The following is a 25580-nucleotide window of genomic DNA, read 5'->3' as shown; positions in this document are numbered from 1 at the left end:
CAATTCAGTACGCCCCCTTATTCCCAGGTTCCGCGCACGTAGGGCCGCCTTGCTGAGATGCCCGCTATTGACTCATGGCGGACATTCAGAATGCTCGCAAACGCATGCCTCGTTCTCTGGCCATGCGTTCTGTCTGGGGATCAGGACGAGCTCCACGGCGAAGTAGCAAATCGACCATTTGCTGATTCTTGCAAATGACCGCGCCGTGCAATGCGCTGTTGCGTTGTTCATTTCGAACGTGGCATCCGCACCGGCGGACAGCAACACAGAGACGTTATCAACCCTGTTCTCATAGACCGCACTCATGAGAGGAGACAAGCCGTCCGGCTCTCGCAGGTTCGGACTCAGGCCGTGTCGTATCAGTGCGTTGATCATGACAGGGGTCGCGTATTGAGCGGCCTCCTGCATTGCCATGATGTCCGTGAGGCCATTTCTCCAACGCGCTCCTCTGGAAAAAGCCCATCCAACAGCCGCACGTCATCGGCAAGAACAGCCAATCCCAGCGGCGTGATGTCCGCGTCGCCGAACGGGTACGTCGCGTTGGGGTTTGGCAACGCCGCGACCAACCTGGCGAGCTCAATACGATCCGCGCGATTGGGATCAGGCAATACTCCCCGACAGATCGGCCCCATGTTCGCGCTTACAACCTCGGTCGCAACACGTAGCACCGCAGGGTCGTCGCTGGCCGAGACTGGCATGCAAGCGCCCACAACAAGCCAAAGCACAAGCCATCTGCAAAATTCGCTCATGGATCCCCCAGATTCACGCAACCCTGCCGCGCGCTGTCGCTCTTGGATGTGCTCTTTGGGTCAACAGCAGACATTCCCGTGTTCCGCATCCATTGCGTCAAGACACCGCTACGACGCTGCTTTGTCAATCTCCACACCGATGGCTTTCGCCAACTTCTCCAGGGTCTGTACGGTGGCCTGGTCAAGGTGCCTTGGCTGCGGATCCACGGCGCATAGCGTCCCGAAAAACTGCCCATCCGCTCTGTAAATCGGTATGGAGATATAGCTCTCAAAGCCATACAGCGCCGGCGTCGGGTGCTTTGAATACAAGGGATGAGTGCTCGCATGATTGAACGTCACCGTCTGACCGTGCGTGCGAATTTCATTGCAAATCGTGGTTTCCAGGACCAGGTCCTGTCCAGCTCGCAGTCCAAAACTAATCGTGTCGTAGACGGCGCAGGCGGTCCAACGCGTGTCGGAAACTCTGGCGACTGTTGCGAACCGCATGCCGGTCGCTTGCGAAACTTCCTGCAGGATCGCCGCAACGCTCGGCATCCGAGTCACGAGATCGACATCACGTATCGCTGCGGCATTTTCCGCGGTATTCGGTGCGGAACTATCGCCCTGGGTCAATCGCTCAATGACACGCCTCTGCAAGCTGATACGGGATACCCGATGCACAAAGTTGCGCACATAGACGGCCAAACCGCGCAATTGGCCAACAGGGCCTGTTACCACCAGGCAACGAGCATCAATTCGCACGTCCAACAGGTTGTTCTGCGATTTGAATTCACCCACTTCCAAGACAAAGGCTTCGATCCAGAAGTGATCGGGGCGTGCGCTCAGGAATGCGACCATCACCGGCCCCGCGCTGTCACACCCTGCTACAGACGGTGACGGCATATCGAAGCCCACAACGGAAGGAGGCCACGCGTACTCGGACGAAGGGTTATGCGAGGACATAAACTCAGTGCTCCCCTGCCGCTTTGCCTGTCCCAAGTATGCTTCAAGTAGCTGAAGACATGGTTGCGATTGTCTGCCTTGGGTCGGAGGCAGACACCTCGAGTTTGCCGTATGGCCGGCGTCCCCGAGATTGAGCAGTACGAAGCTTTCGCGAAGCTCTAGAGTCCGCTCGCGACGCGAGGAGACGGGCGCAGTGCGCAGAATCCGAGCGGGTTGAAGAGCATTCCGGCCAAGGCTGAACCGGCTGCTGATGGTGACCAGGGTCAGGCGTCACATGGCTGTGTACCTGACCCGGCCATTGAATCAGAACTGATGCCGATCCGTGACGCTCAATCCGATTCGTTGTCGATCTCCCGCCCATTGGTCTTTTGCAGAGGCCGATGGTTGTCAGGAAAGATCTTGGTGAAGGACGCAATCTGATCGCTCGACATTTGAATGGGCTGCGAGAGCACGATCCAATGCACACCCTCCGTGCAGGGCGGCGTGGTCAGCGAACCGCTATAGACAAAGGCCTTGTGATCGTGGGGAAGCACGGAGGTAAGGTCCACGGTAATCGGCGGCCTTCCGTTCGTCGGAATCCCCTTCTCTGAAGCGGGAAGACTTCTGAGCACGGGCGCGAGACTTTCGTTCTCCTTGCCCAGCTTCACCATCACGCCAACGACCACAATGCGCTTGCCTCCATTCTCATTGACGAAATGGATTTCCAACGGAAAGCGCTTTCCGTCCGTGGTGTGCTCACTCGGCGAGTGAAAATGAAACTGCGCCAGTCGATACGTGTCGCCATCGAACACCACGGTGTCCTTGGCATCATTGACATTGGCCTGGACTGTGTGACCGTTGTTTACCAGGGCAACCGCGCCCTTCTCATAGTCGATATGGAACTCGCCGGCCTTTCCGGTCTTGGCATCACGCGACTCAAGGTCAATGGGGGACTGCGCCTTGCCATTGCCACACGCCACGAACTTCGCATCCATCGCTGACCAATGCGATGGACCATTGTTCCCCGCGTACGACCAGTGTGGGGCCGACGCCCAGTTGTCCGATGACAGAGGCAAGGCCAGGACGCCTACTGAGGCCACCATGACCGCCACCGCGGTCAAACCGGCCAGGTGCCGTTTGGATCTGCGCATGATCATCCCCCAGCCGTTATGGAACGCCACCATGGGAACCGGCCACTTCGACACGCGACGACGAAGCGCCCTCGCCTTACCTATGCTGCGGACGACGCAACCCACTCATGGCTTCCTGCCCGTTACTACCGATGCTTCGATGCTGCGCCGGATGTAACTAGCCACCACGGATCTCGATTCAAAGCGCACCGTGCGCCATCTTCCCCACGACAGTCGCCACCCGATTCAAGTCAATGGGAAACGCCGACTTTGAGCTGCGACCGCCCTGCTACACAGGCCACCAGGCAAGTGGAAACCCGCTTGGCGCCGGCATTTTCGCGCGTAGACCCTCGCGCTTCCGTGAAGAAAGGATCTGGGTGGATCGCCCTGGCGCTGGTAGCACCTTGCAACGCAAGAGGGCATTTCGGGCCTATCCAAAACGGATGGCGCGCAGGGCATAAGGAAATGGGGCGGCTAGCGCCCCCCCCCCGGCCCGCCTTTTAAGAAGGGGCCAGATCCGCTGCTTGCGGAGCCGGAAGGTGGCTGATCCCGGCTTCGAACGTGTAAGCGCCTCCGATGTTCGTTCCTGCGGTGCATCGGCTCGTTTGACCTGGAAACACGGCTAGGAGATGGCGGACTACCGGCGCTTCACGCTGACGACGGACATCCAGGTTTACTTCTGCGAACCGCAACATCTTGCGGCGAGGCTCAAACGAGAACACGAACGGACCAATGCTCGGCGGTAACGGGCGGAAAAGTTTCAACGATCGTGTACATCACCGGTGCGGGATCAGGGCTGTTTATGCAGAAGTGAAGCAGATGCTCATCCAGTTCGCCGGAGGAAATTTGCTGTCCCCTTGGGTGTAGCAGGTTGCCCATCACGGCGATCAACTCCCACCGGCTCAGTTTGCGAACGATCCGAACAACTTTCCCCAAGCGCAGGAACGTCACCGTAGCGAACGGTATAACGACTGCCAGCGCTTTGAGCATGATGTTGCTAACGCTGCGACCGAAATGCCCAGATGGAGAGGCTGCCAGCGACAACTACGGCGACCCAGGAAAACCAAACCGGGATCTCCATAGGGCCAATTTGCACCGGCCACACAGCCACTGCGCGTACCGCCTGAAATACCGACACAACACCGAATACAAACCCGGAAACCAGCGCGTAGTTGCTCTTCATCATTGCTGCCCACCTGATATGAATAGTGGCCGAGTGCCGCCTAGCGACCTGGTAAAAAGAGGTGCACGTCCGTTTATACATCTTTACCGCCTCGCCTAACGACCAGGCTAACCGTCCGACGCCAGCGCGCTCCATCCGCGGCTCGTTCGACCAACAAGCGAAAGCAGAGCCGGACATCGAACGCGTGACCTTGAACGGCGACGCTGGGTCGAGTGCGGACACTTCCCAAGTCAGAACAAGCCCGATTTCGCCCGCATACATCGCCTCGATCCGGATGGCCGATTCATCCGAACCCACACCTTCTCCGCGCACCGACAAACCCGCAAGGCGCTAAAGCCCGGAGGAAACCATTTCCCACACAACAGCCATCGCGACCGGTGGCCTCAGGGTCAGGCTCGCGAGTGTTTTGTTTTCCGGAGCGGTTATGCGGCAGAGCAGATCGGGCCACTCATCTCGAACAGCCCATTTATGAGCTGGCTGGGTGTCTTTGGGGTGTATGGACAAGCAAAGATCGTCGACACGATCGAGCTGGTGACGGCAGCCGCGTTGATAGTCGGCTCGCGGATTCCTCTTGCATCAGCATTGGGAGCAGCGATGGCAAGTGCGACTTTTCTACTCACTGCGACTTTCGTGTTCAGCACTCCTGGCATCACCATGCACAGTCCATCTGGATTTCCGATCATCTCGACGTTAGTGGAGATGTTTCTGCTCAAGGACATTGCGTTGCTAGGTGCATGCGTAACGTTGTTGCTTGGCTCTTTGACTCGAACGCGTGTTGCCCGCTGAAAGCGCGTAATGGCAACGCCATATGGCATTTGATTTTGCCGAAGATCCGCTGGCGGGTCAGCCCCATAATGGCAAGATCCGCCATAGGTCCAAAGCGGGCGCGAATGGTCGAGCGTTTCGATGAACCGAAACGCAAGATCCGGATAGTCGGTAACCAGCCGCCGATGGATATTTGCTCCATCTTCGGAGCGCCATTATGTACCGCCTGATCGGGACCCTTTTCCTCCTCACCTTCCTTGGAACAGCCCACGCAGATTGCGAGCTGCCGTTTGCGCCAAGAGAAGTCCGCGTTGCAGCACTTACCTTTCATCATCGTCTTGAAGCACGAGATGCAAAGCAGGGTCGCATCGCAACGCGCGATGGAAAAGGCAACGCATCGCGAAGCGTCAAGGCTGCGGCCAATGACAGACGCTCCCAGATTGCCGACGGCTCACCGTAGCCGGACTGTCAGCTTCGGGGTGCGGATTCAGCCGGTTGGCCCGCACCCATTACAAGACAGTCATGGGGTGATGGGTGGCAACCGTCGTTTGATGAGCTGGCCCTTGACGATGGATGTGTTGGTTGTGGCTTCCTCGCCAATGCGGTTGACCACCTCGTCGAGATGTTCCATCGAACGCACGAACAGGCGCGCTACAAAACAATCGTCCCCGGTGACTTTGTCGCACTCGACAACTTCCGGAGTGGCCTCAATCAGCTTTTGCACCGTCGAAAGGCGTCCCGGCAATGGCCGGATTCTGACGATAGCCTGCAGGAGGTGTCCGAGAAGGCGTGGCTCCACGTCGATGGTGTAGCCGCGTATGACACCTCGCTCTTCCAGCCGCTTGAGTCGCTCCGAGGTGCTCGGCGACGAGAGCTGGATCTCCGCGGCAAGTTCCTTCAACGATATGCGCGAATTGCGTGCGAGCAGTTCGAGTATGGAAGTATCAATTTCGTCGATCATCACGGACCGTTCCTCGCAGCGCCGCCACCTAATAAAAGAAGGAAATTTGTCCAACAGACCTAACTGTAGCCATGTAACGCCACGTCACGGTAACGATAATAGAGCCCAAATGGCGTGAGGGCATGAGGTGAGCAAACAAGCACAGGGCATCGCTGAATTGGCAATCGCGATGACGATCGCCGGCACCATCGGCTGGTTTGTCGTGGTTTCCGGGCTTCCCGTCCTCAATATCGTGTTCTGGCGCTGCCTGTTCGGCGCAGCCGCACTCTTCATCGTATGTGCAAGCAAGGGCTTGCTTCGCCCGATCACCCTGCGGGTATTCATACTTTCGGTGCTCGGCGGCATCGCCATCGTGCTCAATTGGGTCCTGCTGTTTGCGGCGTATTCACGAGCATCCATCTCCGTCGCCACCGCCGTCTATAACATCCAGCCGTTCATGCTCGTCTGCTTTGGAGCGGTGTTCCTGGCGGAGCGATTAACGGCGGCGAAGCTGGCCTGGCTGGCCGTTGCCTTCAGTGGCTTGTTGATGATCGTTCAACTCGATGGTGGAAACGGCAACACCGATGGCCATTTCCTCATCGGCGTTCTCATGGCGCTGGGCGCTGCCTTTATGTGGGCCATCGCCGCGCTCATCACCAAGCAACTCAAGGGCACGCCACCGCACCTTATCGCCTTGATACACATGTGCGTGGGAGCGCTACTGCTATCGCCATTCGCCGATATCTCCCACGCACCTGCAAAGCTAAGCCTATGGATCTTGCTGGTGGTGATCGGGGTTGTGCATACGGGTTTGGTGTACGTGCTGATGTACGACGCGATCCACAAGCTGCCAACGCACATGCAGGGTGCGCTCTCTTTTATCTATCCGGTGGTGGCAATAGCCGTGGATGTCATTGCGTTTGGTCACCGTCTCAACTTGGAGCAAATGATCGGTGCGGCGGCCATCCTTGTCGCTGTCGTCGGCATGAATGGCCATGGTGGCTCACGAAAAGACAAAGAGCCCTCATTGCTTACACAAGATTCGTCCTAGCGAGCAGCGGCAGCGACCTTGCGCAAGCCTGTGCGACCGACGATGTCGAAGCGCGCATGCGTCGTGCAGAAAGCCACTAACACCACCATCCATCGATACGTGATCCATCATGCAAAAATCCTATCGCGTCTACCAGGTAGACGCCTTCACGCGGGAACGTTTCAAGGGAAATCCGGCTGGCGTCGTGCCGCATGCGGACGGACTCAGCGAAGCACAGATGCAAGCCATCGCACGGGAGCTCAACAATTCCGAAACGGCTTTCATCTTCCGGCCCACGGCAGATGATCACGACGTGCACGTTCGCTTCTTCACGCCGACGACCGAGGTCCCCATTTGTGGTCACGCCACGATTGCCGCCCACTACGTGCGTGCCGTCGAAGGACACGTGTCTGCAGGGACCGTGCGGCAACTCACGGGTGCCGGCATTCTTGCTGTGGACGTTGAGCCGGTGGAAGGCGACGATTTTCGGATCTGGATGCATCAGCGTGCACCAACCTTCGCCAGGTTGTCCGATACGGACCGAAGCAGACTGATCACGGCCCTGGGCATTGCTGAAGGCGATGTCGGCACAGGACCAATCGAGATTGTTTCCACGGGACACTCCAAGGTCATGGTCCCGCTGCGATGTCGCGATGTCCTTAACCATCTCCAACCGGATCTTCACGCCCTGTCCCTAGTCAGTCGGGACATAGGCTGCAACGGCTTCTATCCTTTCACGCTGGCCGACCCCGACGACGGAATCCTCGCGCATGGACGCATGTTTGCCCCTGCCATCGGTATCGACGAAGACCCCGTGACGGGCAATGCGAGCGGCCCCCTTGGCGCCTATATCGTGCAGCACAGGCTGATTCCCTCGGAGGCCTTTCGGTCCGGGTTGTCCTGCTGGATAAGGCAGGGTGAATCCATGGGTCGGCCCGGTCGAGTCAAGGTGGAAGTGCGCGTCGATCCACAACACTTGACGCCCATCTCGGTCCGCATTGGTGGTGAAGCCATCTTGGTCTTCGGCACGGAGATGCACGTGTGATGTTCGCGTCGCAGGCAACCCGTGGCGCCATGAATGCCAACGCGCTCGAACTGGTCGCCACCGCCAAGGCGCCGGCGGCCCGTGGACACTATAGCCAGGCCGTTGTCGCCCACGGCTTTGTGTTCGTGGCGGCGCAGTTGCCGATCACTCCCGGAAGCGATGGCGACGTGCCAGCGGGCATCGAAGCGCAAGCCGACCGAGTCATCTCCAACATTGAGGCCATTCTCGATGCAGCCGACAGCGGCCTTGATCGGCTGGTCAATGTAACGGTATTCGTTACCGACATCGGCCATTGGCCTATGGTCGATCGGATCTACAGCGAACGATTGGGAATGCATCGCCCGGCAAGAGCCATCGTTGTCTCACCGCAGCTTCATCTTGGCGCCCAGATCGCCATGCAGGCGATCGCGGTGACCATGGCCGATGCCAGTCAAGACGCTGCGGCGCCTCGCGCGGCGGCACTGTCGATATGGCGCAAGATCGCCGACAAAATCCAGCGCCGCGACTCGGCACCACCGAGGCTTTCGACACCGTCCGGTTAGTCACGCATATGCAATGCCGGTGGCATCACACGAATCACGGCCTGTCATAGCACGTTGGCTCGCTTGAGTTCCTCGCATGCCTGTTTTGCCGTGATCTGAAGCGCAGGCATCGACCGGCCGAAATCGCGGTCGAAAGCAGAGCTTTCCAGCATGCAGGCAAAGCTGCTATGGGACAACTGGGGCAGTCTCCGGACCGCTGGTCAACATCAGCGGCGTGGTGAGCCCTTTCCCGAACCGTTTCTCTGTCAGACCGGAATCCGTCTCACAATGCGATGCGATGACGCTTAAATACCGGACTAGCCCTTCAGATATCCGGTCACGAGGAGCGCAGCTTCGTCGATGAGCGCTTCCATCGTTTCGTCCGAAAGCATCTTGGAATAGTGCAACACCGCGTTGTGCGTCAACGCCTCAATCGTGGTCACGCATACAAATGATGCTAGCTCCAGGTCATCGACACGGAGTTCGTCCCGGTGGCTCTCAAGGTACGTCCGGAACAGGGCGTAATTTTCACGATTGAAGGTTTCCAGCTCCTCGAGCTTGCCCACGCGCGGAATCTGCTCCGCGAGCACGCGATGAAGCTTGGGATCGACACGGTGCGCTTTAACCGCAACGGCGACAAGTTTGCGCACCGCCTTCTCCACCGGCTGAGCCAACACTTCTGCCAACTCGCCACGAACCGTTTGCATGATCTCCTGCTGATGGCGTTCGATGACGGCGGCAACAAGCGCCTCCTTGCTGGGGAAGTACTGGTAGAGCGAGCCGACGCTCACCCCCGCCACCTCCGCGATGCGATTGGTGCTGGCCTTGTCGAAGCCTTCCTTGACGAGAATGCGAGCGGTCGCTTCAACCAGCGTATCGACCGTCGCTCGCGATCGCACCTGAGAGGCGGCTTTTCTGGGTTTTGTGAGCGGTTTGCGTGCCATTTTTCACCACCGACAACGCGAGTATATAAAGCGAATCATTGCTCGTATTCTGCCCAACGTGGAAATGACAAGGCAATACCATCCGGAACACGCGAAAAGCGCGAATCTCTCAGGAGACAACGGCATGCACGATACATTGCAGCACTTGTTCCGATACAAGGCCTGGGCGAACGACGAGCTGTTGACCGCGCTGGCCACGCTTGGCGGCGAATCCCCCATAACCGCGTTGGCCATCAAGGCCCTGAGCCACAGCTATATCGTCGACCGGATCTTCGCCGCGCACATGAGGCGAATGGTTCACGCGTACACGTCGGCCAATGTGAGCGAAATGCCGACGCTGAAAGACTTGTCCGCGGACATCAGAAAGAGCGATCGGGAGTACATCGACTATGTGGCAGCTCTCGATCGCGACCAATGGGTGGAACGGATCGACTTTCTGTTCACCGACGGCGCACCGGGCCGTATGTCCCGCGAGGAGATGCTCATGCATGTGATCACCCACGGCGTAGGTCATCGCGGACAGGTCAGCGCAGTCATGCTGCTCAATGCCGTTCCACCGGCGAAGGATGGCCTCACGACCTATCTGCATGAGGCGGAGGCCTCGACGAGAGGGCGGACTGCTGCGTGACCGCGCACTCACCCGACTATTTTCATCGTGCCTGCGAATACAAGAAATGGCCGGTCGCATCGCCATTTTCGATCTCTTGGACACATCCCGCGATACAGACGTGTTGCAGGGGGAAGGCATGAAAGTTAGGGGCTTAGGTTGCGATTTCCTGTGGTTTCTACCCGGCCACTCGCTGCTCGCGCAAAGGCCAGGACATGACAATCCTTGAACGCCTTGGCTTCCGAACTGCAGCGCGCAATGCCATCAAATCGCGGAAAGAAGTCTCTCAAGACCGTCACCCTTACTCACGGCTTGTTGGCTATTTCCAATGTCACCGGGAATCTGCCAAGCAACAAACGACCTGCGCCTCTGCACAATTCACTGTTAAGGAAGGAGCTTCCACTTAACACAGGCCGCAGCCAAGGCCGGAATGACGAAAAGTATCAGAAAGACAGGAAGTTCTTCGACGAAGGAATACCCTGCCCGCACCACACCAATCGACAGGTTCGCGGCACAAACGACAAACCAGATCGCCAAGAAAGCTCCCATGATCCAGTTCGTAGTCCATGAAAGTTGTTCCATGAATAGCTTGGCGATGATCGAGAAGCCGGCCAGGAGAAGTAAGCCAGCGATTGAAAGTAGTGCTGTTCGCATTGGATTCTCTCGACGCCCCAGGGCGAATAACGTTTGGTAGCGATCGGTAGCTAAGAAATTTTGCTACCGGTGGTGCAACATCCAAGAGACAAGTGACTAGCGAACACACAATCAGCTAGCCATCACTACTAACCCGGCTCGCGTGGTTTTCCCTGCGAACAACGCTTCGTATAGGGGTTTGCATGTCGAAAGTATTTCAGTCGATCGGCTGGCTAGGCATACCGCTGCACCAGACGAACTACCGTATTCCAACTGCGTGTTGTGACCGGCATGCCCAGATACTTCTCCAGAAATGCGTTGGGGCTCCCCGGTGTCCTGCCGACACGGAGGCTTACGCTGAACACCTCCGATTCGGCGACATGAAGCACCTTGACGTCACCGCGCCTTGATTCCCTCGGCAGCTGGGTGAGCGAGCCGGTTTCTGCGTGGACGAAGGATGCGCAGCACTCATGGACACTTGCACGCTCCACCTCGCCGAACGGGTTGAACGAGATGAGCTTGGCTAGATGCTCCATGGTGCGGATATAGCCCGGTTCGTTGAGGCCGCAAGTTCCGCGAAGTATCTCGCTGGCGCGAGCAAGTACTTCTTGAGCTTCGTTGTTCGTTGCAGCCGTAAAAACGATGGTTCCGTTAGTCAGGAACGAAGACGCAGTCGCAGCCCCAGCAACGATAAAGGCCGCCTCGAACTGTGTCTTATTCGGGCAATTCGTCCGTCCGAGATTCAAATTCCGGAAGAAAGCTGCGTACTTCACTCTGGATACTCCTTTGTCCAGCGGCGATGTCCGCCTTGGGTCGGAAGCGGAGATTCACTGACAATCGCACCATGTGCTCGATGGGCTGCGTTGAGATTCCGCATGAAATTGGCAGTCCGTTCCCTAGCTATCTAAAGATAACCCTTGGTCGAATCTTCGACGCTTAGCCTGTCTTTGACGCTGGTAACGCCCGGGAGGTTCTCAATCAGTACACGAAGCGCATCGCGCGTGGCTTCATTAGTAACGACACCATCAATATCAACAGAGCCAAGCAACACCGTAACCTGGATCGCTGAGCGGGTAATCCATGGGCATCTCGACATTTCCTGATCAATGCGCTGACGAATGTCGGCATCTGAGAGGTTGAGGGTCGTCTCATCAGGAAGAGCGTCAAGAAACGCCCGCATGAGATCGGCTCTGCTGAGTATGCCGACAAGGCGGCCATGACGCGTGACGGGCAAACGTTTAATGCGCTGTTTTTCCAGCAGTGCCACGGCATCTGCCAGAGGTGCGGACTCCTCGATCGACAACACTTTCGTTGTCATCAGGTCACCCACTCGCCGGCTATGTGTCTCGACATATTCCTTTGCCAGACGACGAGGTCCGAGAACGATCTCCAACCACCTTGGCCGATGGCGCTCGGTCCCAATTTCCGCACGCCGAAGCAAGTCGCCCTCGGTCACTATGCCAACCAAGTTGCCCGTTTCATCGACCACTGGAAGGCCGCTTACCCTCGCGCCAAGCATGATACGCATAGCCAGAGATACCCTGTCGCTAACGAAGGCGATTCGCACCTGAGCGTTCATCGCATCGCTTACTTTCATGGCGATCTCCTTTGCTGGTTCAACGCCGGATGGCCCAGAGCTGGAGGACTTCACGCAGCAACCAGAGATTGGGGAGCTAACCAATCCCCTGCCGCTGGCAAAAATTACGACCTCGGATATGCCATTGAGCTTCTTCGGCCGTTAGACCTTTGCGCTTGGAAAGAGCTGACTGAATCGCGATGACTATATGCCAAACCCATCGGGATCGGCTAATTCGGCTTGACTGTCGCCCTTCACACTTTGCTGATGTAGCAGGTTCGCGGTTAAGTCCGCTTTGGGTCAGAAACGGATATTCCAGATGTGCGCTGACTACAGTCTGGACTGCCGTATTGAAGTCACTCTTCACGACGCAGTCGTTCCCTATGAGGGCATACCCTTTCAACACAGGCACGAGCCGCACTCGTATCAAGCCATTTGTTTCTCCCTCATTTGACGCCAATGACCATGGAGTCCGGGCCGAGGAGAGGCTCGACGCGGGTCTCCCTGAAGCCAACTTCCTTCATCCATTCGCAGCATTGGCCACCGGTATAGTCGAAGCCGCCGGGTGTCTCGATCAGCATGTTCAAGCTCATCAGCAGGCCAAATGCATTCTCTTCGCGCGCATCGTCAATGATCGCGTCATAGACGATCAGACTGCCGCCTGCTGGCAACGCCGCATAACACTTGGCCAATAGTTCCTTCTTCTGCGGGAGATCCCAGTCGTGAAGGATATGCCCCATGATGAGCACGTCTGCTTCGGGGCAAGGGTCCTTGAAGAAGTCGCCGGGATAGAAACGCAGCCTGTCATTGAACCCGAACGAAGCCACGTATTCATCAAACACAGGGCCGACCACTGGCAGGTCGAATCCGCCGCCGCGCAGATGTGGGTGAGCGAGCACTATCTGCACCGGGCACGCACCCTGCGCCGCACCGATATCGATGAACGTGCCATAGTCTTTCCAGGGAAATTTCTGCGCGATGGCCCGTGCCGCGCCCAAGCTCACGCCGCTCATCGCCTGCAGGAACCCGCGCAGCGATGATTCATCGTGATAGATCGCCTCAAAAGGCGAACCGCCCTCCTTCGCCTCGTTCTGTGGCTTGCCGGTGCGGAGCGCTTCGGTAAGCGAGCCCCAGAACGGATACAGCCTTGCGTTGGCCATCTCCAGCAAACCGCCGACGTAGCTCGGCTTCGCTTTGTCAAGAAAGAGATCCGCATCCGGCGTATTGCGGTAGCGGCCTCCCTCGCGCTCCAGGACGTTCAACGCCACCAACGCATCCAGAAAATCGACCGCCGACCTCGGGTGCAGGTCGATCGTATCGATAAGCTCCTTTGCGCTGCGGGCACCGCCCGCGAGGTGGGTAAACACGCCGATCTCCACGGCGGAAAGCAATGTCTTGGATGCCCAGAAACCCATGCCAAGCTGGACCAGCCTTTCTGGCGTAAGCTCGGCCTGAGGTCCTCGTTCATTCATCGATGCTTCGGTAGCGGTGTCTTGCAATGGGCGCATAAATCCTCCGGGGTTGGCGCGTCGTAAGGCGCCCCCCTGGACTTTCGGCGCGATGCGGATCACGTGAGCTGTGCTGGAATGAGAAATCTAGCTCCGTGCCCTCACGCAAAACAGATAACTTTCGATATTCGAACCTAAGTCATAGCCCGTTCGTCATCGGCCAACCACTGCGAAACCATACCCAGCACGATCTCGCTCTTTTCGCGGTGGGGCACGTGGCCGCATTCATGCAGGATCCTGAGAGTCGGTTGACCAGTGGCCCGCTCCGCGATGCGTTCGGGATGCCGGGTCGAGCCGTATTCGTCCTGATCGCCATGAATCACCAGCAGAGGGCAATGCACGCGGCGCAGATCCTCATCGAGGTTCCATCCGCCGAAGTCCGGGGCCAGCCAAGTATCGATCCAGGCGCTCAGTACCCAGGCCGCCTTGTCACCGTGGTACTTCTTCAGACGATCGACCTGGCCCGCTTGTTCAAAGCCCCTCTTGGCTTCGCGTATGCCAGAGATCGTGCGATCCTCGACGAACGCCTGAGCCGACTCGGTAATCAGCGCACGGCAATCTTCCATATAGACGCCCGCGCAAGCTATGGCCATGCCTCCGCCTACGCTGTGTCCAAAAGCGACGAAGCGCTCGATACCCAGCGCTTCTCGCAGACGACGAAAAGCGATACGTGCCTCATCATGAACGAAGCGGTTGTCCAACCTTCCCGGGTGCGGGTCCGATTTTCCGAAACCAAGACGGTCGTACGCAATGACATCCCTTCCTGTCGTGCACGCCAGACGCTCCGGAAAATCGCGCCACAGCTCGACACAGCCGAGCGAGTCGTGAAACAGCACGATGGGGGCACCTTTACTCAATGGATCGAGTGCAGTGCTCCACCGTTTGGCAAAAATACGACCGTGATCGGTGTCCACCCATATTTCCTGGGTCAGGACGACAGGCGACATGTTCTTCAATTCTTCCATTCTGTCTACACCCGCCCGTGGTTTACGTGGGCGGCTGGCCACCATTCCGGTCCGGTCCGAACACCGCGCTATTGTTGTTCGCTATGGGTCGAAAGCGGACATCCCCAGCTTGCCGACGACCAGGCCCGGGCGCAATGTCGATCTTCACCTGGCAACGAGCGCGACATTCATACCCACTGAGGTTGCAACATGGGCTCCCCTGCATACCGACAGTGAATCTGGTTATCCTTGCCCGCCTCTGCAGGGAAGCGATGTATGCACCGGATACCCGGACTCGATCTATTGCGCGCGGTCGCAATTATTTCCGTCGTCTGTACCCACGCCTGGATGGTGGGTGGGATGGGCAACGGCTTTGGCTGGATCGAAGAATATGGCTGGATGGGCGTCGATCTGTTCTTCGTCCTGAGCGGATACCTGATTGGTCGACAGGTCCTCCAGCGATTCAAGCGTCAGGGCAGTCTCGACTTCAAAGCCTTCTACAGGCAGCGCGCCTATCGAATTCTTCCGGCGTATCTCACCGTCGTTGCGCTCTATTTCTGCTTTCCGTCCCTGCGCGAGCAAGAGGCCATCCAGCCGATCTGGCAATTCCTGACGTTCACGATGAACTTGTTCGTCGATCAAAGCGTCATGCACGCCTTCTCCTCTGCCTGGTCGCTGTGCGTAGAGGAGCACTTCTATCTCATCTTCCCTGTGGCAGTGCTCGCCATCGCACCCCGTGCGGACAAGCGGCGTGTGGTCGCCGTATTCCTCGGCGTAGTCCTGTTTGGCCTGGCTTGGCGCGGATTTGCCTGGTGGCAATCGGCGGCATTCGCAACCGACGGTAGTGGTGTGTGGGAAATGGATGGCCATCGCTATATGGAGCTTGTCTACTACCCAACCTATGCGCGCCTCGATGGCTTACTCGCCGGCGTGGCGCTCGCCGTCCTCAGCGTCTACCGGACGACGTTGTGGGAGCGCATGCAGCGATGCCCCAACATGCTCGCCCTTCTTGGAATCGCCACGGTGGGCTTCGCGGCATGGATATTCCGAGACATCTTTACTTTTGCCGCTTGCGTCGCTGGATTCCCGATCCTCTCGCTCGGGCTTGCGTTGATCGTCGCTTCTGCGGCAAGCCCCAGCGGCGTGCTGGCTAGAGTGCGACTGCCCGGAACGTCCTGGATCGCAGCAGCGTCCTACAGCATCTATTTGATCCACAAGGCGGTACTCAAGCTGGCATCAAAGCACTTGCCCGTACCCCTCAATCACCATGGGATCCTGACGTTCGCGTGCTGTCTGCTGGTAGCGCTGGCTGCTGCCGCCATCTTGCATTATCTGATCGAACGACCCTTTCTTTTCCTGCGCGATCGAACCATAACCAGATCGGCCGCCACGGCTGCCGCATAGATCCATGCCATTTTGCTGCGATGGCATCAGAGGCTCATGTGCGGCGCCGAATAAGACGTAGGAGCATGCCCGCTGTAGGTTGGAAGCGAACATTCCTCGTTCGCCAACGAGCGAGCCGACCTCGGGACCCGCTTTCAGCTGAGCGTGCCATCTGATGGCAACGCGCCGTCTATGCAGCAGACGGGACGTCTAATTAGCAAATGAGGATCACCCCTTGGTGGCCTCATCTTTTCAATCTTCCGCGTCGCCAATATCTCAAGTCACCAGCGGCTAACCGACGCGTTGCCGATCACCCCATCAGGCAACGGCTGGGCCTCTCTCCTCGGCGATCTCATGCGCCATGGCGACGAAATCGGCTTGGGCCGGCGTGGGTCGCCAGTCGCTTCGTCGGGTCAGTGCGATGCGTCGGCGCAGCACTTCGCCAGGTGCACCGAGTTCGGCCAACACCCCGACGGCCTGTTCAAACAGAAATTGATCGCGCGACATCAGCGTGAGCCAATCACCACTGAGCATCAGCCCGCGCATGATCAGCACGGAGCCGCACTCGATGCGAAGCCTGGGCGGCTCTGCGCCCTGATTGCGAAACATGCGCTCCCAATTGGACCGCATGGGCACGCCATGCGAGGGAACGACCCAGGGAAACTTCAGCAGGTCGGCGAGCGATAGCTGCTTGGCATGGCGCAATGGATGCTTCGCACTTCCCACGATGACAGGTTCGTCGTCGAATAGACCTTCCTGCACGACATCGCCCGCGGGCGACGGATCACGCTGGGCGCCGATGAGTAAATCGATGTCGCCCTGGCGAAGGCCATCGAGCAATTCTCCGTATGGCGCCTCCACGACTTCCACCGAAGCAGCGGGATGGGCCGAGGTAAATCGCCCAAGCAGTTCCGGCAGGAACATGGCGCGCGCCATCGGCAACGTGCCCAGCCTGATGCGCCCTCCCTGGCCTGCGCCCAGCGCGCCGACCTCGTCCATGCCCGCCCTGAGCTCGGCGAGCATCAGCCGCGCGAAACGGACAAACCGACTGGCGACGTCGGTGGGGCGTACGGCGCGCCCCACGCGTACCAGCAGTGCCGTGCCGAGGAGTTCTTGCAGATCACGAGCCGCGCGATGAACGGCTGGCTGTGACAGGTCAATTTGCAGTGCCGCCAACGCATAACTGCTCGTGCTCTCTACGGCGATCAGCGCGCGCAGCTGTGCCATCGACACTCGGCGCTCTATATGCGTGATGGGCGGCAATCGCGCCGAGCGTCGCACCAGGCGCACGCCTTGCACCAAATACCGCAAGGCGCGTTCGACGCGGATGATCATGATGCGCCCCGCCGCGGTCGGCACCATGCCGCTGGGCTGCCGCTCGAAAAGCCGCTGGCCCAGAAGCCGCTCGACCTTCCCGATAGCCTGTGCCAACGCGGGCTGCGAAAGATTCACGACCTGCGCCGCCGCACTCATGCTTCCGGATCGGCCGATCGCGCTTAGCGCGTCGAGGTGGCGCAAGTTGAAGGCAAATACGTCGCTCATGCGTAATCAATAGTCTTTACTTATGTATTGATCATAAATCGAATTTGGCAAACGGCCATTAAATGGTCACATTCCACCCGCCATCCTCCAAAGGTTTGCGGCATGTCAGCAGTTAATACCAAAGTCGAAAGGGTCAACCTCGCCATCGTGAATGCGCTGGGGCAACTCGGCGTGGCGACTGTCCATGAAGCCCAGGGACGAACGGGGTTGCTCGCCCCGTACCTGCGGCCGATCTATGCCGGGGCACGTGTCGCAGGCACAGCCGCGACGGTCTCGGTGCCGCCAGGTGATAACTGGATGCTGCACGTCGCCGTGGAACAGCTGCGCGAGGGTGACATCCTTGTCGTGGCACCCACCAGCGCTTGCAACGACGGCTATTTCGGCGACCTGCTCGCCACTTCGGCCGCAGCGCATGGCTGCCGCGGGCTGATTATCGACGCCGGAGTACGCGACATCCGCGACCTTGCGGCAATGCAGTTCCCGGTGTGGTCAAAGGCCATCAGTGCACAGGGCACGGTTAAAAAAACGCTTGGCACAGTCAACCTGCCGATCACCTGCGGCAATGCCTATGTTCGCGCAGGCGATGTCATCGTTGCGGACGACGATGGCGTTTGCGTGGTTCGACGCGAAGAAGCAGCGCAAGTTCTCGAAAGAGCCATGGCCCGTGAAGCCCGTGAGGAGGCTGTGCGCGCACGCCTCGCCAACGGCGAGTTGGGGCTGGATATCTACACCATGCGCGAAGAGCTTGCGCTTGTAGGGCTCGTATATATCTGACGATGTTGATGGCGCGGCCCCTCCCCCATGGAACTTACGCCACCGCCGCCGGAAAAAAGCGGAACATAGAGAGCACGATGAAGATCATCGATACACACACTCACGTCATATCCCCGGACACCCAGAGCTATCCGACCGACCCCATCGGCGGCCATCAATCGGATTGGTCGCGCGAGCGGCCCGTGGACGTTGCTGGTCTGTTGCGCGCGATGGACGAGGCGGGTATCGCCAAAGCCGTGGTTGTGCAGGCTTCCACGGTGTACGGCCACGACAACCGTTACGTAGTAGATGCCGTGCGTGCACATCCGGATCGTTTCGTCGGCGTCTACTCCATCGATGCGCTTGCGCCGGATGCGGTAGCCCAGATCGACCGTTGGCAGGCCGAAGGCCTGTCCGGCTTCCGCTTGTTCACCACTGGCAGCACCATGCCCGGCCAGTCGGACTGGCTCGGGCACAAGGATTCGTATCCCGCCTGGGCACATGCCGAGGCGCTGCGCATTCCTGTGTGTCTGCAGATGACGATGGAAGGATTACCAGCGCTACGCTCACTGCTTGAGCGCTTCCCGGCAGTGAACGTGTTGCTCGATCATTGCGCCCGGCCAGACCTTTCCGACGGTGCGCCCTACGCAGCCGCCAACGCGTTGTTTGACATGGCCACGTTCCCCGGCGTGTACCTGAAGCTCACCAACCGCACCCTCGCAGCGGCCACGGCGGGACGTTCCACCCCGGCTGCTTTCCTGGAAAAGATCGTCGACGTGTTCGGTGCCGAGCGCATCGCCTGGGGCTCGAACTTTCCGGCGGCAGAGGGCCAACTATCCAACCTGATCGCGACCGCACGCAGCGTGCTTGGCAGCCTGCCAGACGACCAACAAGCATCGATGTTCAGCGGCACCGCCAAAGCCATCTATCCCGCGCTATCGACGGTGCAGCCATGAGCCGATCCACTACCTTGCGTACGGTGCTGGCAAACTCGCCGCTGTCTGCGCCACTCAAGCAGGGTGAAATCACCAGCCCGCGGATACATCTCGATTTCGTCGAGGTATCGCCGGTACACAAGGCCTTTGCGCCGATGGTCAGGCAGCAGGCTTACGACTTGAGCGAACTGGCCATCGTCACCTGCCTGCAAGCGATCGCATACGAACGCCCCATAGTGATGCTGCCTGTCGTGGTCGCCTCGCGTTTCCAGCGCAGCTGTCTCATCTCCTATCGTCCACGTGGCGTGCTGGCACCGGCAGACCTTCCAGGCAAGCGCATCGGCGTTCGCTCCTACACCCAGACCACGGGCATGTGGGTGCGTGCGCATCTGGTCGAGGATTACGGTCTCTCGACTCAGCGCATGCGTTGGCTCACGCGCGATCCCGCGCACGTCGAGCAGTATCAGGACCCCATCTTCGTTGAGCACACGCTGGGCGAAAAAAGCCTGCCAGACATGCTGCGCGACGGTAAGATCGATGCCGCCATTCTCGGTAACGATCTGCCCGATGACGAGAAGTTCGTTCCCGTCATCGCCGATGCCGCAGCCAGGGACCAATCCTGGTGGCAACAGCATCGCTTTGTGCCGATCAATCACATGGTGGTAGCCACTCGAGAGGCCTGCCGCCACGATCCGGATGCCGTGAAAGAGGCTTACCGTTTACTGCTGCAGGCGGACCGTCTGCATCCCGCTGCGCCGGCCAGCCCAAGCCCGACCCTGTTTGGTTTCGAGAAGCTTTGTAAACCCGTGCAATGGGTCATCGACGCTTGCGTGGAACAAAACCTGTTGCCGCGCAGGCTCAGTATCGACGAGGTGTTCGGCCCCGCCGAAAACATGCTTGGCGCACTGGTCGATTGAACCGGAACGTCTTTGCCCATTCCCTCTAAAGGAAATCATCCGCGGATGTCGCCACCCTCTTCGAGAATGTCGTAGTCATGAGCCAGCCCATCATCACCGACCTGCCGCCGCCACCGCGACGGCACCGCCCCATCTATCAGGACCTAACATTCCAGGTCGTTGTGGGCATGATGCTTGGCGTGGCCGTCGGGGCACTGGCGCCAAATATTGGCAAGGAGTTAAAGCCGCTCGGCGATATCTTCATCCGACTGATCGAAATGGTGGTCGGGCTGATTATCTTCTGCACGGTGACGCATGGCATCGCCAGCGTCCGCGACCTGGGCAAAGTCGGACGTATCGCCATCAAGGCGATGATCTATTTTGAAGTGGTCACCAGCATCGCCCTGGTGATCGGCCTGGTCACCATCAACGTGCTCAAACCCGGCGTTGGCATGCATGTCGATTCTGCGATGCTGCATGGGTCATCCATATCGGATAAGACCGCGGCGTTCGTGCCGGTGAACTTCGGCGATTTTCTGGTGAACCTGATCCCGACCTCGGCGGTGAATGCCTTTGCGCAGGGTGAGATTCTGCAGGTACTGGTGTTCTCGGTGCTCTTTGCCTGCGGCCTGGCATCGCTGGGGGAGAAGGCGCAACCGTTTCTCCATGTGGTTGATACGGTGTCGCAGACCTTGTTCTGGATTATTCGCACCGTAATGAAAATTGCGCCGATCGCTGCCTTTGGCGCGATCGCATTCACCGTCGCGCAGTTCGGCCTGGCCACCTTGATACCGCTAGGCGCATTGGTCGGTGAATTTGTCCTTACCTGCGTGATCTTCTTCGCGCTGGTTCTGGCCCCCATTTGCCATTTCGCCGGTTTCAGCCTACTCAAGCTGATGCGCTATTTCCGCGAAGAGCTCGTGCTGGTACTCGGCACAAGCTCTTCCGAAAGCGTGTTTCCGCAGCTGACCCAGAAGCTGAAGCGGCTCGGCGTCAACGAATCCGTCGTCGGCATGGTTTTACCAACGGCCTACAGCTTCAACCACGACGGTACCTGTCTCTACTTCGCTGCCGTCGCCGTTTTCCTGGCGCAGGCCACGGGCACCGCGCTGGGCTGGGAGCAACAACTGGGATTGCTGGCCGTGTTGCTTCTGACGTCCAAGGGCGGAGCCGGCGTCTCCGGCTCCGCCATCGCCGTACTGACCATGACGCTTGCGGCGACGAATGCCATTCCGGTCGGAAGTATCGCGTTGATCCTCGGGATTCATCGCATTCTTTCGGCCGCATTCGTGTTCACCAACATTGCGGGCAATTGTGTTGCCACGGTGGTGGTCGGCAATTGGGAAAAAGCCGTGGATCACGAGCAGTTGAACAAAGAACTCGACGCAGGATATCAGGCCGCCTAAACCGACCGGCTGCCACCACTCATAACAAGCGAATCGCGGGGTCGGGCGGCCTCGTGAGGGGGAGACTCATGCTCACGAATCGCTTTATTGTTTCCATTGCCGCTTTTCTATCGCTTATGGCGGCCGCGACATGCGCATCTGCGCAAAGTACCGATTCAGCCAATACGTCCGGGGACGATGCGACTTCGTCTGCGCCGCCACTGGCGTCGCTCGCCAAACAGCTGGGTGACGACGGCATACGTCTTCGCGCCGCCTTGATCGACCAGTACGCCGGCAATACGACAGGCGGCGTCTCACAGGGTCACACCAATGTTGGCCAGTTCAACATCGGTGCGGATCTCGATCTTGACAAGATGCTGGGTTTCACGGGCGGATCGTTCCATTTCACGGTGTACCGTGATTACGGAGAAAGCCTCAACCACGATGTCACTGGCACGTTCACCAAACAGCAGTACATCTACAAGAACGAATTTCCCCAGTGGCATCTTGGCCTGTTCGCTTACGAGCAGAAGTTACTCGACGACAAGCTCGACATCCTCGCCGGCCGTCTTGGCACCACTACTTATTACGGCCATTTGGTCACCAACTGCCACTTCGAGTCAGGCACGCTGTGCGGCGAACCGCGCATCATCGTTTCCGAGGCAGGCTTCAGCCTGCTGCCGTCGGCCACGTGGGGCGTCAACCTCAAGTACCACACCAGTGCATACACGTACCTGGAAACGGGCGTCTTTGAGGTCAACCCCACGACATCGGCCAGCAACGGGCTGGATTTTTCGACCGCCGCATCCACCGGTGTCACCGTGCCCGTGGAATGGGGCTGGACTCATACCGATCCCGACACCACGCGTTATCCGTTCGAGCTGAAAGTCGGTGGTTACGTCAGCACGGCGCCGCTTACGGACCCGTACTACAACACTGCAGGCCAATCGCGCGCGCTGCACGGCGGTACTGCGCTGCAGATCAACAGCAGTCGCGACGGTGTCTACGTGATGGGCGACCGTGTGCTGTGGCGGCCTGATCCGAACGGCCCGGAAAATATCAACGCCTTCGCGGGCATTGTCCAGCAGTTGGATCAAGCCGAGATCATGCGCCAGCAGATTTACACCGGCTTCGTCTGGACGGCTCCCTTCAGCGGCCGACCTGATGACACGTTCGCCTTTTCGGTTTCCGAGTTCGCGCTAACTCCGCACGAGCGCGCGTTCCTGCGCGATGCCAGGATCAAGGCAGGCGGCAGCGGCACCAATAGCGCACATCAGATGGCTTATGAGATGGCTTATGGCTTTCACATAGCGCGCGGCATCGAGCTGATGCCAAGCGTCCAGTACATCGTGCATCCGGACAACTCCGCCATACCGAATACACCTGTTCTGCCAAAAAACATGTTGGCTTTCGGACTGAACCTGCGCATGGATCTCGGCTACATGCTGGGCTTCGCCAAAGCGCCGGGCGGCGACTGATTTCCACCATTGAGAGGAATTGATCATGACGGGCAAGACCGCATTGATAGTCAGTGCACACTCGGCCGATTTCGTCTGGCGCGCCGGCGGCGCCATCGCGCTTCACGCCGCCGCTGGCTGGGAAATAACAGTCGTGTGCCTTTCTTTTGGTGAACGCGGGGAGTCGGCCAAGCTGTGGCGCCAAAACGGCATGACGCTGGATAAGGTCAAAACCGAACGGCGCAAGGAGGCCGAAAACGCCGCCAAACTGCTTGGTGTCGCTGACATCCAGTTCTGGGACGTTGGCGACTATCCCATTTCCTTGCACCGCGACTCGCTATACAGGCTTGCCGATCTGCATCGCGCCATCCGGCCCATATGGACGATGAGTCATTCACGCGTCGATCCATACAACGCCGATCATCCTGCGGTGAGCGCTTTCGCTCAGGAAGCGCGCATCATCGCTCAGGCTCACGGCCACAACCCCGGCACGCCTGTCCTCGGCGCGCCGCAGGTCTACTTGTTCGAACCACACCAACCCGAGCAATGCGGCTGGAAACCCAACGTGATTCTCAACATCACCGATGCATGGGAAGCAAAACGTGCCGGCATCGAGTGCATGCAAGGACAGGAGCACTTGTGGGAGTACTACACGCGCGTGGCACTGCAACGCGGCGTTCAGGGCGGGCGCAACTCAGGCATGCCGATGACGTACGGCGAAGCCTATGAGGCCATCTTCCCCCAGGTGGTCAGTACGCTGGGGTAACCAGCGAACGGTGCGTCGTTTCGCTCAAGACCAAAGGCAGACGCGCGAGCATGGCACGCCGGTCTGGCTGAGCCTGATGTCCACTTTCAGGCCAGAAGCGGACTTTCGCACGCAGCCCATGTGGCATCCACTTCCAGCGGTCATCGTTTGCTTGAGGCGGTGATCGATTCCCGCCTGACGGTGGGTCGTGCTTCAAGAGGCCTTGAAGGATCGAGCAGCACGATTCGTCATAACCATCGCGGGTGTCCGCAGCGGCCGCGACCTCCCCGCATCGCCAAGAACTGCAGGGGTGGCAAGGTGTGGTGCTGAGCCTGACAGTGCTGGTTCCACTAGACACACAAGTAGCCGGCATAATTTCTGCGGACCGTAGAAATACGGTAGTTCCTCAGCGGGTGACTTGCTAAAGTTTTCCTGACGTAGGGGGAAGCCCTTGGCGCCTGAGGCGATAAGTAGCCCGCTTTGCGCCGCGACACTCATCAAACACAGAGCCACCTGGGAGGCAGTACCCATTCCGGCTCTTCTACAGCCTTCGGCTACTCCAGCTTCGTTACCTGGCAAGAGGCTTTGGAGACATGACTGCAGTCTTGATGGTGTTGATCAAGCTGTCGATTGCCGTGATCATTCTTTCCGTCGGCGCAAACGCGAGTCCGGCGGATATCGCGTATCTCTGGCGGCGCCCCGGTCTTTTGTTCCGCTCACTTCTTGGCATGTACGTATTGGTGCCCCTGGCGGCGTTTGTGCTTGTCAACATCATTCCCGCGGCATCAGGTGCAAGGGCTGCACTGCTGGTGCTTGGCGTATCTGCCGGTGCCCCGCTGCTGCCCAAGAAGCTCAAGGCACTCAAAAGTCATCAGTACGTTTTCAGCCTGCTGGTGACGTCATCGCTGGTCGCGATCCTCGCCGTGCCCACCTGGATTGCGCTTCTTAGCAACTACTTCGACGTCACACTGAAGATGCCGATCGGTCGGGTCGCACTGATGATGGCCAAGACCATCCTGTTACCGCTTGCCGTTGGCATGGGTCTGCACATGGCGTGGCCGAAGTGGACCGAGATGCTCGCGGACCGCCTGATGGGTTTGGCGAGCATCGTGCTCACTGTCTGCGGCATCGTGCTACTGGTGACGCATTGGCAAATTCTCCTGAACATTGGCTGGCACGGCATGGTCGCGCTTGCTGCTCTGATGATTGCTGCGCTCGCCATTGGCCATCTGTTGGGCGGACCCGCTGCCGATGACAGGACAGCCCTGGCCGTTATCTGCGCCACACGGCATATCGGTGTTGCGCTGGCCGTCGCCATCACCGTCCCCGGAACACACATATCGGTACTTATCGTGGGATATGTCATTACCGCCGCCGTGCTTTCGCTGCTCTATCTGTCGTGGCGACGACGAGCGTCAGTGGCAGTGCATTCGCCGGATGATGCAGCCACCTAAAACACCACCGATATCCGACCGGGTTTCGCTGCACGCGACCCAAGACGATCGCCACCTACAACTGCTCTTCCTTTGCATCGCATCTCAGGTAGGGGAACAGGAGGATGGATGAAAGGCTCATCGCAATCTGAAACGCCACGCCGCGTTAGCGCCAATGGAAGGGCAGCCGCATGGGGCATCTCGGCTGACTCACCGCGCAGCATTATGTTTGTTGCCCTCGTGGCGGGACCGGTGTGTCTGTGCATGCTTGCGCCAGGTATCGTCCATGCGCAGCAATGCAATGGAAGCGGTGGCCTGATCTACGCGGGGACGGCCGCAGAGCAAACGCGAACGGTTTGGATATCCGCCACGGGTGCGGGTTCGTTTGAACTTCAAGCGGCGCAAGGGAATCAAATCGTCGATACGTGGAACCGCAGCAGACGCGGATTGCATGTTTCACTTTCGCCCGTGGTTTCGAACGGCAATGGTGGTACGCACAAACTCTACGCAGTGAACGGCAACAAGACCTGCTTGATCGACACCCAGAATCAAAAG

At 58.7% G+C, this 25580-nt stretch carries 25 protein-coding genes and 2 pseudogenes; 14 read left to right on the top strand and 13 right to left on the bottom strand.

What is annotated here, in order from left to right; all coding sequences use genetic code 11:
- Positions 1-85: 85 nt before the first annotated feature.
- The 4 genes and pseudogenes from AC3CBN_RS08925 to AC3CBN_RS08910 form a co-directional block, all read right to left on the bottom strand.
- Positions 86-211 (bottom strand): hypothetical protein, encoded by a 126-nt coding sequence (locus AC3CBN_RS08925; protein ID WP_488636694.1) that lies wholly within the window; start codon positions 209-211, stop codon positions 86-88.
- Between the two features lie 68 nt (positions 212-279).
- Positions 280-375 (bottom strand): annotated as a pseudogene (locus AC3CBN_RS08920) (hypothetical protein); the annotation flags it as partial.
- A 482-nt stretch (positions 376-857) separates the two neighbouring features.
- On the bottom strand, positions 858-1586 hold the full coding sequence (locus AC3CBN_RS08915) for a GAF domain-containing protein (RefSeq protein ID WP_488636446.1): 729 nt from the start codon (positions 1584-1586) through the stop codon (positions 858-860).
- A 434-nt stretch (positions 1587-2020) separates the two neighbouring features.
- Complete coding sequence (locus AC3CBN_RS08910; RefSeq protein ID WP_488636445.1) at positions 2021-2821, bottom strand: carbonic anhydrase; 801 nt, start codon at positions 2819-2821, stop codon at positions 2021-2023.
- A gap of 584 nt (positions 2822-3405) precedes the next feature.
- On the opposite strand from AC3CBN_RS08910, the pseudogene AC3CBN_RS08905 reads away from it, so the two are divergent.
- Positions 3406-3529: pseudogene (locus tag AC3CBN_RS08905) on the top strand (IS30 family transposase); the annotation flags it as partial.
- On the opposite strand, the gene AC3CBN_RS08900 reads toward AC3CBN_RS08905, so the two are convergent.
- Positions 3509-3790: a hypothetical protein gene (locus AC3CBN_RS08900; protein WP_488636789.1), complete on the bottom strand. Its 282-nt coding sequence runs from the start codon at positions 3788-3790 to the stop codon at positions 3509-3511. The pseudogene AC3CBN_RS08905 and the gene AC3CBN_RS08900 sit on opposite strands and share 21 nt — an antisense overlap.
- Before the next feature lie 661 nt (positions 3791-4451).
- Between AC3CBN_RS08900 and AC3CBN_RS08895 the strand changes: the two genes are divergently transcribed.
- Entirely contained in the window at positions 4452-4769 is a 318-nt protein-coding gene (locus tag AC3CBN_RS08895) for a DUF417 family protein (protein WP_488636444.1), read from the top strand.
- A 499-nt stretch (positions 4770-5268) separates the two neighbouring features.
- Here AC3CBN_RS08895 and AC3CBN_RS08890 read toward each other — a convergent pair whose 3' ends face one another.
- Positions 5269-5709: an Lrp/AsnC family transcriptional regulator gene (locus tag AC3CBN_RS08890; protein WP_488636693.1), complete on the bottom strand. Its 441-nt coding sequence runs from the start codon at positions 5707-5709 to the stop codon at positions 5269-5271.
- A 127-nt stretch (positions 5710-5836) separates the two neighbouring features.
- Here AC3CBN_RS08890 and AC3CBN_RS08885 point away from each other — a divergent pair, with 127 nt between their 5' ends.
- The 3 genes from AC3CBN_RS08885 to AC3CBN_RS08875 all read left to right on the top strand — a co-directional run bounded on the left by AC3CBN_RS08885 (position 5837) and on the right by AC3CBN_RS08875 (position 8305).
- Complete coding sequence (locus tag AC3CBN_RS08885; protein ID WP_488636443.1) at positions 5837-6739, top strand: DMT family transporter; 903 nt, start codon at positions 5837-5839, stop codon at positions 6737-6739.
- Between the two features lie 109 nt (positions 6740-6848).
- Positions 6849-7763, top strand: a complete 915-nt coding sequence (locus AC3CBN_RS08880; RefSeq protein WP_488636442.1) for a PhzF family isomerase — start codon at positions 6849-6851, stop codon at positions 7761-7763.
- Positions 7763-8305, top strand: coding sequence for a Rid family hydrolase (locus AC3CBN_RS08875; protein WP_488636441.1), 543 nt, complete (start codon positions 7763-7765; stop codon positions 8303-8305). Before AC3CBN_RS08880 ends, AC3CBN_RS08875 begins: the two co-directional genes overlap by 1 nt.
- Before the next feature lie 296 nt (positions 8306-8601).
- Here AC3CBN_RS08875 and AC3CBN_RS08870 read toward each other — a convergent pair whose 3' ends face one another.
- Entirely contained in the window at positions 8602-9228 is a 627-nt protein-coding gene (locus tag AC3CBN_RS08870) for a TetR/AcrR family transcriptional regulator (protein ID WP_488636440.1), read from the bottom strand.
- Between AC3CBN_RS08870 and AC3CBN_RS08865 the strand changes: the two genes are divergently transcribed.
- Positions 9218-9856 (top strand): DinB family protein, encoded by a 639-nt coding sequence (locus AC3CBN_RS08865; protein ID WP_488636439.1) that lies wholly within the window; start codon positions 9218-9220, stop codon positions 9854-9856. The genes AC3CBN_RS08870 and AC3CBN_RS08865 overlap by 11 nt on opposite strands.
- Positions 9857-10219: 363 nt before the next feature.
- On the opposite strand, the gene AC3CBN_RS08860 is transcribed toward AC3CBN_RS08865, so the two are convergent.
- From AC3CBN_RS08860 to AC3CBN_RS08840, 5 genes are all read right to left on the bottom strand, one after another.
- Positions 10220-10489: a hypothetical protein gene (locus AC3CBN_RS08860; protein ID WP_488636438.1), complete on the bottom strand. Its 270-nt coding sequence runs from the start codon at positions 10487-10489 to the stop codon at positions 10220-10222.
- Positions 10490-10701: 212 nt separating this feature from the next.
- Positions 10702-11241, bottom strand: a complete 540-nt coding sequence (locus AC3CBN_RS08855; protein ID WP_488636437.1) for a DUF1697 domain-containing protein — start codon at positions 11239-11241, stop codon at positions 10702-10704.
- A 131-nt stretch (positions 11242-11372) separates the two neighbouring features.
- Positions 11373-12065, bottom strand: a complete 693-nt coding sequence (locus AC3CBN_RS08850) for a CBS domain-containing protein (RefSeq protein ID WP_488636436.1) — start codon at positions 12063-12065, stop codon at positions 11373-11375.
- 425 nt (positions 12066-12490) lie between these two features.
- Entirely contained in the window at positions 12491-13615 is a 1125-nt protein-coding gene (locus AC3CBN_RS08845; RefSeq protein WP_488636435.1) for a methyltransferase, read from the bottom strand.
- 71 nt (positions 13616-13686) lie between these two features.
- A complete protein-coding gene (locus AC3CBN_RS08840; protein ID WP_488636434.1) occupies positions 13687-14517 on the bottom strand; it encodes an alpha/beta fold hydrolase in 831 nt (276 codons plus the stop codon).
- A gap of 255 nt (positions 14518-14772) precedes the next feature.
- Here AC3CBN_RS08840 and AC3CBN_RS08835 point away from each other — a divergent pair, with 255 nt between their 5' ends.
- Positions 14773-15900, top strand: a complete 1128-nt coding sequence (locus AC3CBN_RS08835) for an acyltransferase family protein (protein ID WP_488636433.1) — start codon at positions 14773-14775, stop codon at positions 15898-15900.
- A gap of 297 nt (positions 15901-16197) precedes the next feature.
- Here AC3CBN_RS08835 and AC3CBN_RS08830 read toward each other — a convergent pair whose 3' ends face one another.
- Positions 16198-17421: a LysR family transcriptional regulator gene (locus AC3CBN_RS08830; RefSeq protein ID WP_488636432.1), complete on the bottom strand. Its 1224-nt coding sequence runs from the start codon at positions 17419-17421 to the stop codon at positions 16198-16200.
- Positions 17422-17523: 102 nt separating this feature from the next.
- Here AC3CBN_RS08830 and AC3CBN_RS08825 point away from each other — a divergent pair, with 102 nt between their 5' ends.
- The 7 genes from AC3CBN_RS08825 (at position 17524) to AC3CBN_RS08795 (ending at position 25046) form a co-directional block, all read left to right on the top strand.
- Positions 17524-18195: a 4-carboxy-4-hydroxy-2-oxoadipate aldolase/oxaloacetate decarboxylase gene (locus AC3CBN_RS08825; protein ID WP_488636431.1), complete on the top strand. Its 672-nt coding sequence runs from the start codon at positions 17524-17526 to the stop codon at positions 18193-18195.
- Between the two features lie 77 nt (positions 18196-18272).
- Positions 18273-19130, top strand: a complete 858-nt coding sequence (locus tag AC3CBN_RS08820; protein WP_488636430.1) for an amidohydrolase family protein — start codon at positions 18273-18275, stop codon at positions 19128-19130.
- Positions 19127-20026 (top strand): substrate-binding domain-containing protein, encoded by a 900-nt coding sequence (locus tag AC3CBN_RS08815; RefSeq protein ID WP_488636429.1) that lies wholly within the window; start codon positions 19127-19129, stop codon positions 20024-20026. Before AC3CBN_RS08820 ends, AC3CBN_RS08815 begins: the two co-directional genes overlap by 4 nt.
- 77 nt (positions 20027-20103) lie before the next feature.
- A complete protein-coding gene (gene dctA / locus AC3CBN_RS08810; protein ID WP_488636428.1) occupies positions 20104-21411 on the top strand; it encodes a C4-dicarboxylate transporter DctA in 1308 nt (435 codons plus the stop codon).
- Positions 21412-21479: 68 nt separating this feature from the next.
- The gene (locus tag AC3CBN_RS08805; protein ID WP_488636427.1) at positions 21480-22868 is read left to right on the top strand and encodes a carbohydrate porin; all 1389 of its coding nucleotides are present in this window, start codon (positions 21480-21482) and stop codon (positions 22866-22868) included.
- A gap of 25 nt (positions 22869-22893) precedes the next feature.
- Entirely contained in the window at positions 22894-23613 is a 720-nt protein-coding gene (locus AC3CBN_RS08800) for a PIG-L deacetylase family protein (protein ID WP_488636426.1), read from the top strand.
- Between the two features lie 572 nt (positions 23614-24185).
- Positions 24186-25046: a hypothetical protein gene (locus AC3CBN_RS08795; protein WP_488636425.1), complete on the top strand. Its 861-nt coding sequence runs from the start codon at positions 24186-24188 to the stop codon at positions 25044-25046.
- Positions 25047-25580: the final 534 nt, after the last annotated feature.

The sequence above is a fragment of the Dyella sp. OK584 genome (genome assembly GCF_057787755.1).
This window is presented reverse-complemented; position numbering and strand designations above follow the sequence as displayed.

What these genes read in the sequence shown, in the direction of transcription:
- AC3CBN_RS08915 (WP_488636446.1), bottom strand. Translation starts at nt 1,586, where the DNA reads ATGGTCGCATTCCTGAGCGCACGCCCCGATCACTTCTGGATCGAAGCC.
- AC3CBN_RS08910 (WP_488636445.1), bottom strand. Translation starts at nt 2,821, where the DNA reads ATGCGCAGATCCAAACGGCACCTGGCCGGTTTGACCGCGGTGGCGGTC.
- AC3CBN_RS08900 (WP_488636789.1), bottom strand. Translation starts at nt 3,790, where the DNA reads ATGCTCAAAGCGCTGGCAGTCGTTATACCGTTCGCTACGGTGACGTTC.
- AC3CBN_RS08895 (WP_488636444.1), top strand. Translation starts at nt 4,452, where the DNA reads ATGAGCTGGCTGGGTGTCTTTGGGGTGTATGGACAAGCAAAGATCGTC.
- AC3CBN_RS08890 (WP_488636693.1), bottom strand. Translation starts at nt 5,709, where the DNA reads ATGATCGACGAAATTGATACTTCCATACTCGAACTGCTCGCACGCAAT.
- AC3CBN_RS08880 (WP_488636442.1), top strand. Translation starts at nt 6,849, where the DNA reads ATGCAAAAATCCTATCGCGTCTACCAGGTAGACGCCTTCACGCGGGAA.
- AC3CBN_RS08875 (WP_488636441.1), top strand. Translation starts at nt 7,763, where the DNA reads ATGTTCGCGTCGCAGGCAACCCGTGGCGCCATGAATGCCAACGCGCTC.
- AC3CBN_RS08870 (WP_488636440.1), bottom strand. Translation starts at nt 9,228, where the DNA reads ATGGCACGCAAACCGCTCACAAAACCCAGAAAAGCCGCCTCTCAGGTG.
- AC3CBN_RS08860 (WP_488636438.1), bottom strand. Translation starts at nt 10,489, where the DNA reads ATGCGAACAGCACTACTTTCAATCGCTGGCTTACTTCTCCTGGCCGGC.
- AC3CBN_RS08850 (WP_488636436.1), bottom strand. Translation starts at nt 12,065, where the DNA reads ATGAAAGTAAGCGATGCGATGAACGCTCAGGTGCGAATCGCCTTCGTT.
- AC3CBN_RS08840 (WP_488636434.1), bottom strand. Translation starts at nt 14,517, where the DNA reads ATGGAAGAATTGAAGAACATGTCGCCTGTCGTCCTGACCCAGGAAATA.
- AC3CBN_RS08835 (WP_488636433.1), top strand. Translation starts at nt 14,773, where the DNA reads ATGCACCGGATACCCGGACTCGATCTATTGCGCGCGGTCGCAATTATT.
- AC3CBN_RS08830 (WP_488636432.1), bottom strand. Translation starts at nt 17,421, where the DNA reads ATGAGCGACGTATTTGCCTTCAACTTGCGCCACCTCGACGCGCTAAGC.
- AC3CBN_RS08825 (WP_488636431.1), top strand. Translation starts at nt 17,524, where the DNA reads ATGTCAGCAGTTAATACCAAAGTCGAAAGGGTCAACCTCGCCATCGTG.
- AC3CBN_RS08820 (WP_488636430.1), top strand. Translation starts at nt 18,273, where the DNA reads ATGAAGATCATCGATACACACACTCACGTCATATCCCCGGACACCCAG.
- AC3CBN_RS08815 (WP_488636429.1), top strand. Translation starts at nt 19,127, where the DNA reads ATGAGCCGATCCACTACCTTGCGTACGGTGCTGGCAAACTCGCCGCTG.
- dctA (WP_488636428.1), top strand. Translation starts at nt 20,104, where the DNA reads ATGAGCCAGCCCATCATCACCGACCTGCCGCCGCCACCGCGACGGCAC.
- AC3CBN_RS08805 (WP_488636427.1), top strand. Translation starts at nt 21,480, where the DNA reads ATGCTCACGAATCGCTTTATTGTTTCCATTGCCGCTTTTCTATCGCTT.
- AC3CBN_RS08800 (WP_488636426.1), top strand. Translation starts at nt 22,894, where the DNA reads ATGACGGGCAAGACCGCATTGATAGTCAGTGCACACTCGGCCGATTTC.
- AC3CBN_RS08795 (WP_488636425.1), top strand. Translation starts at nt 24,186, where the DNA reads ATGACTGCAGTCTTGATGGTGTTGATCAAGCTGTCGATTGCCGTGATC.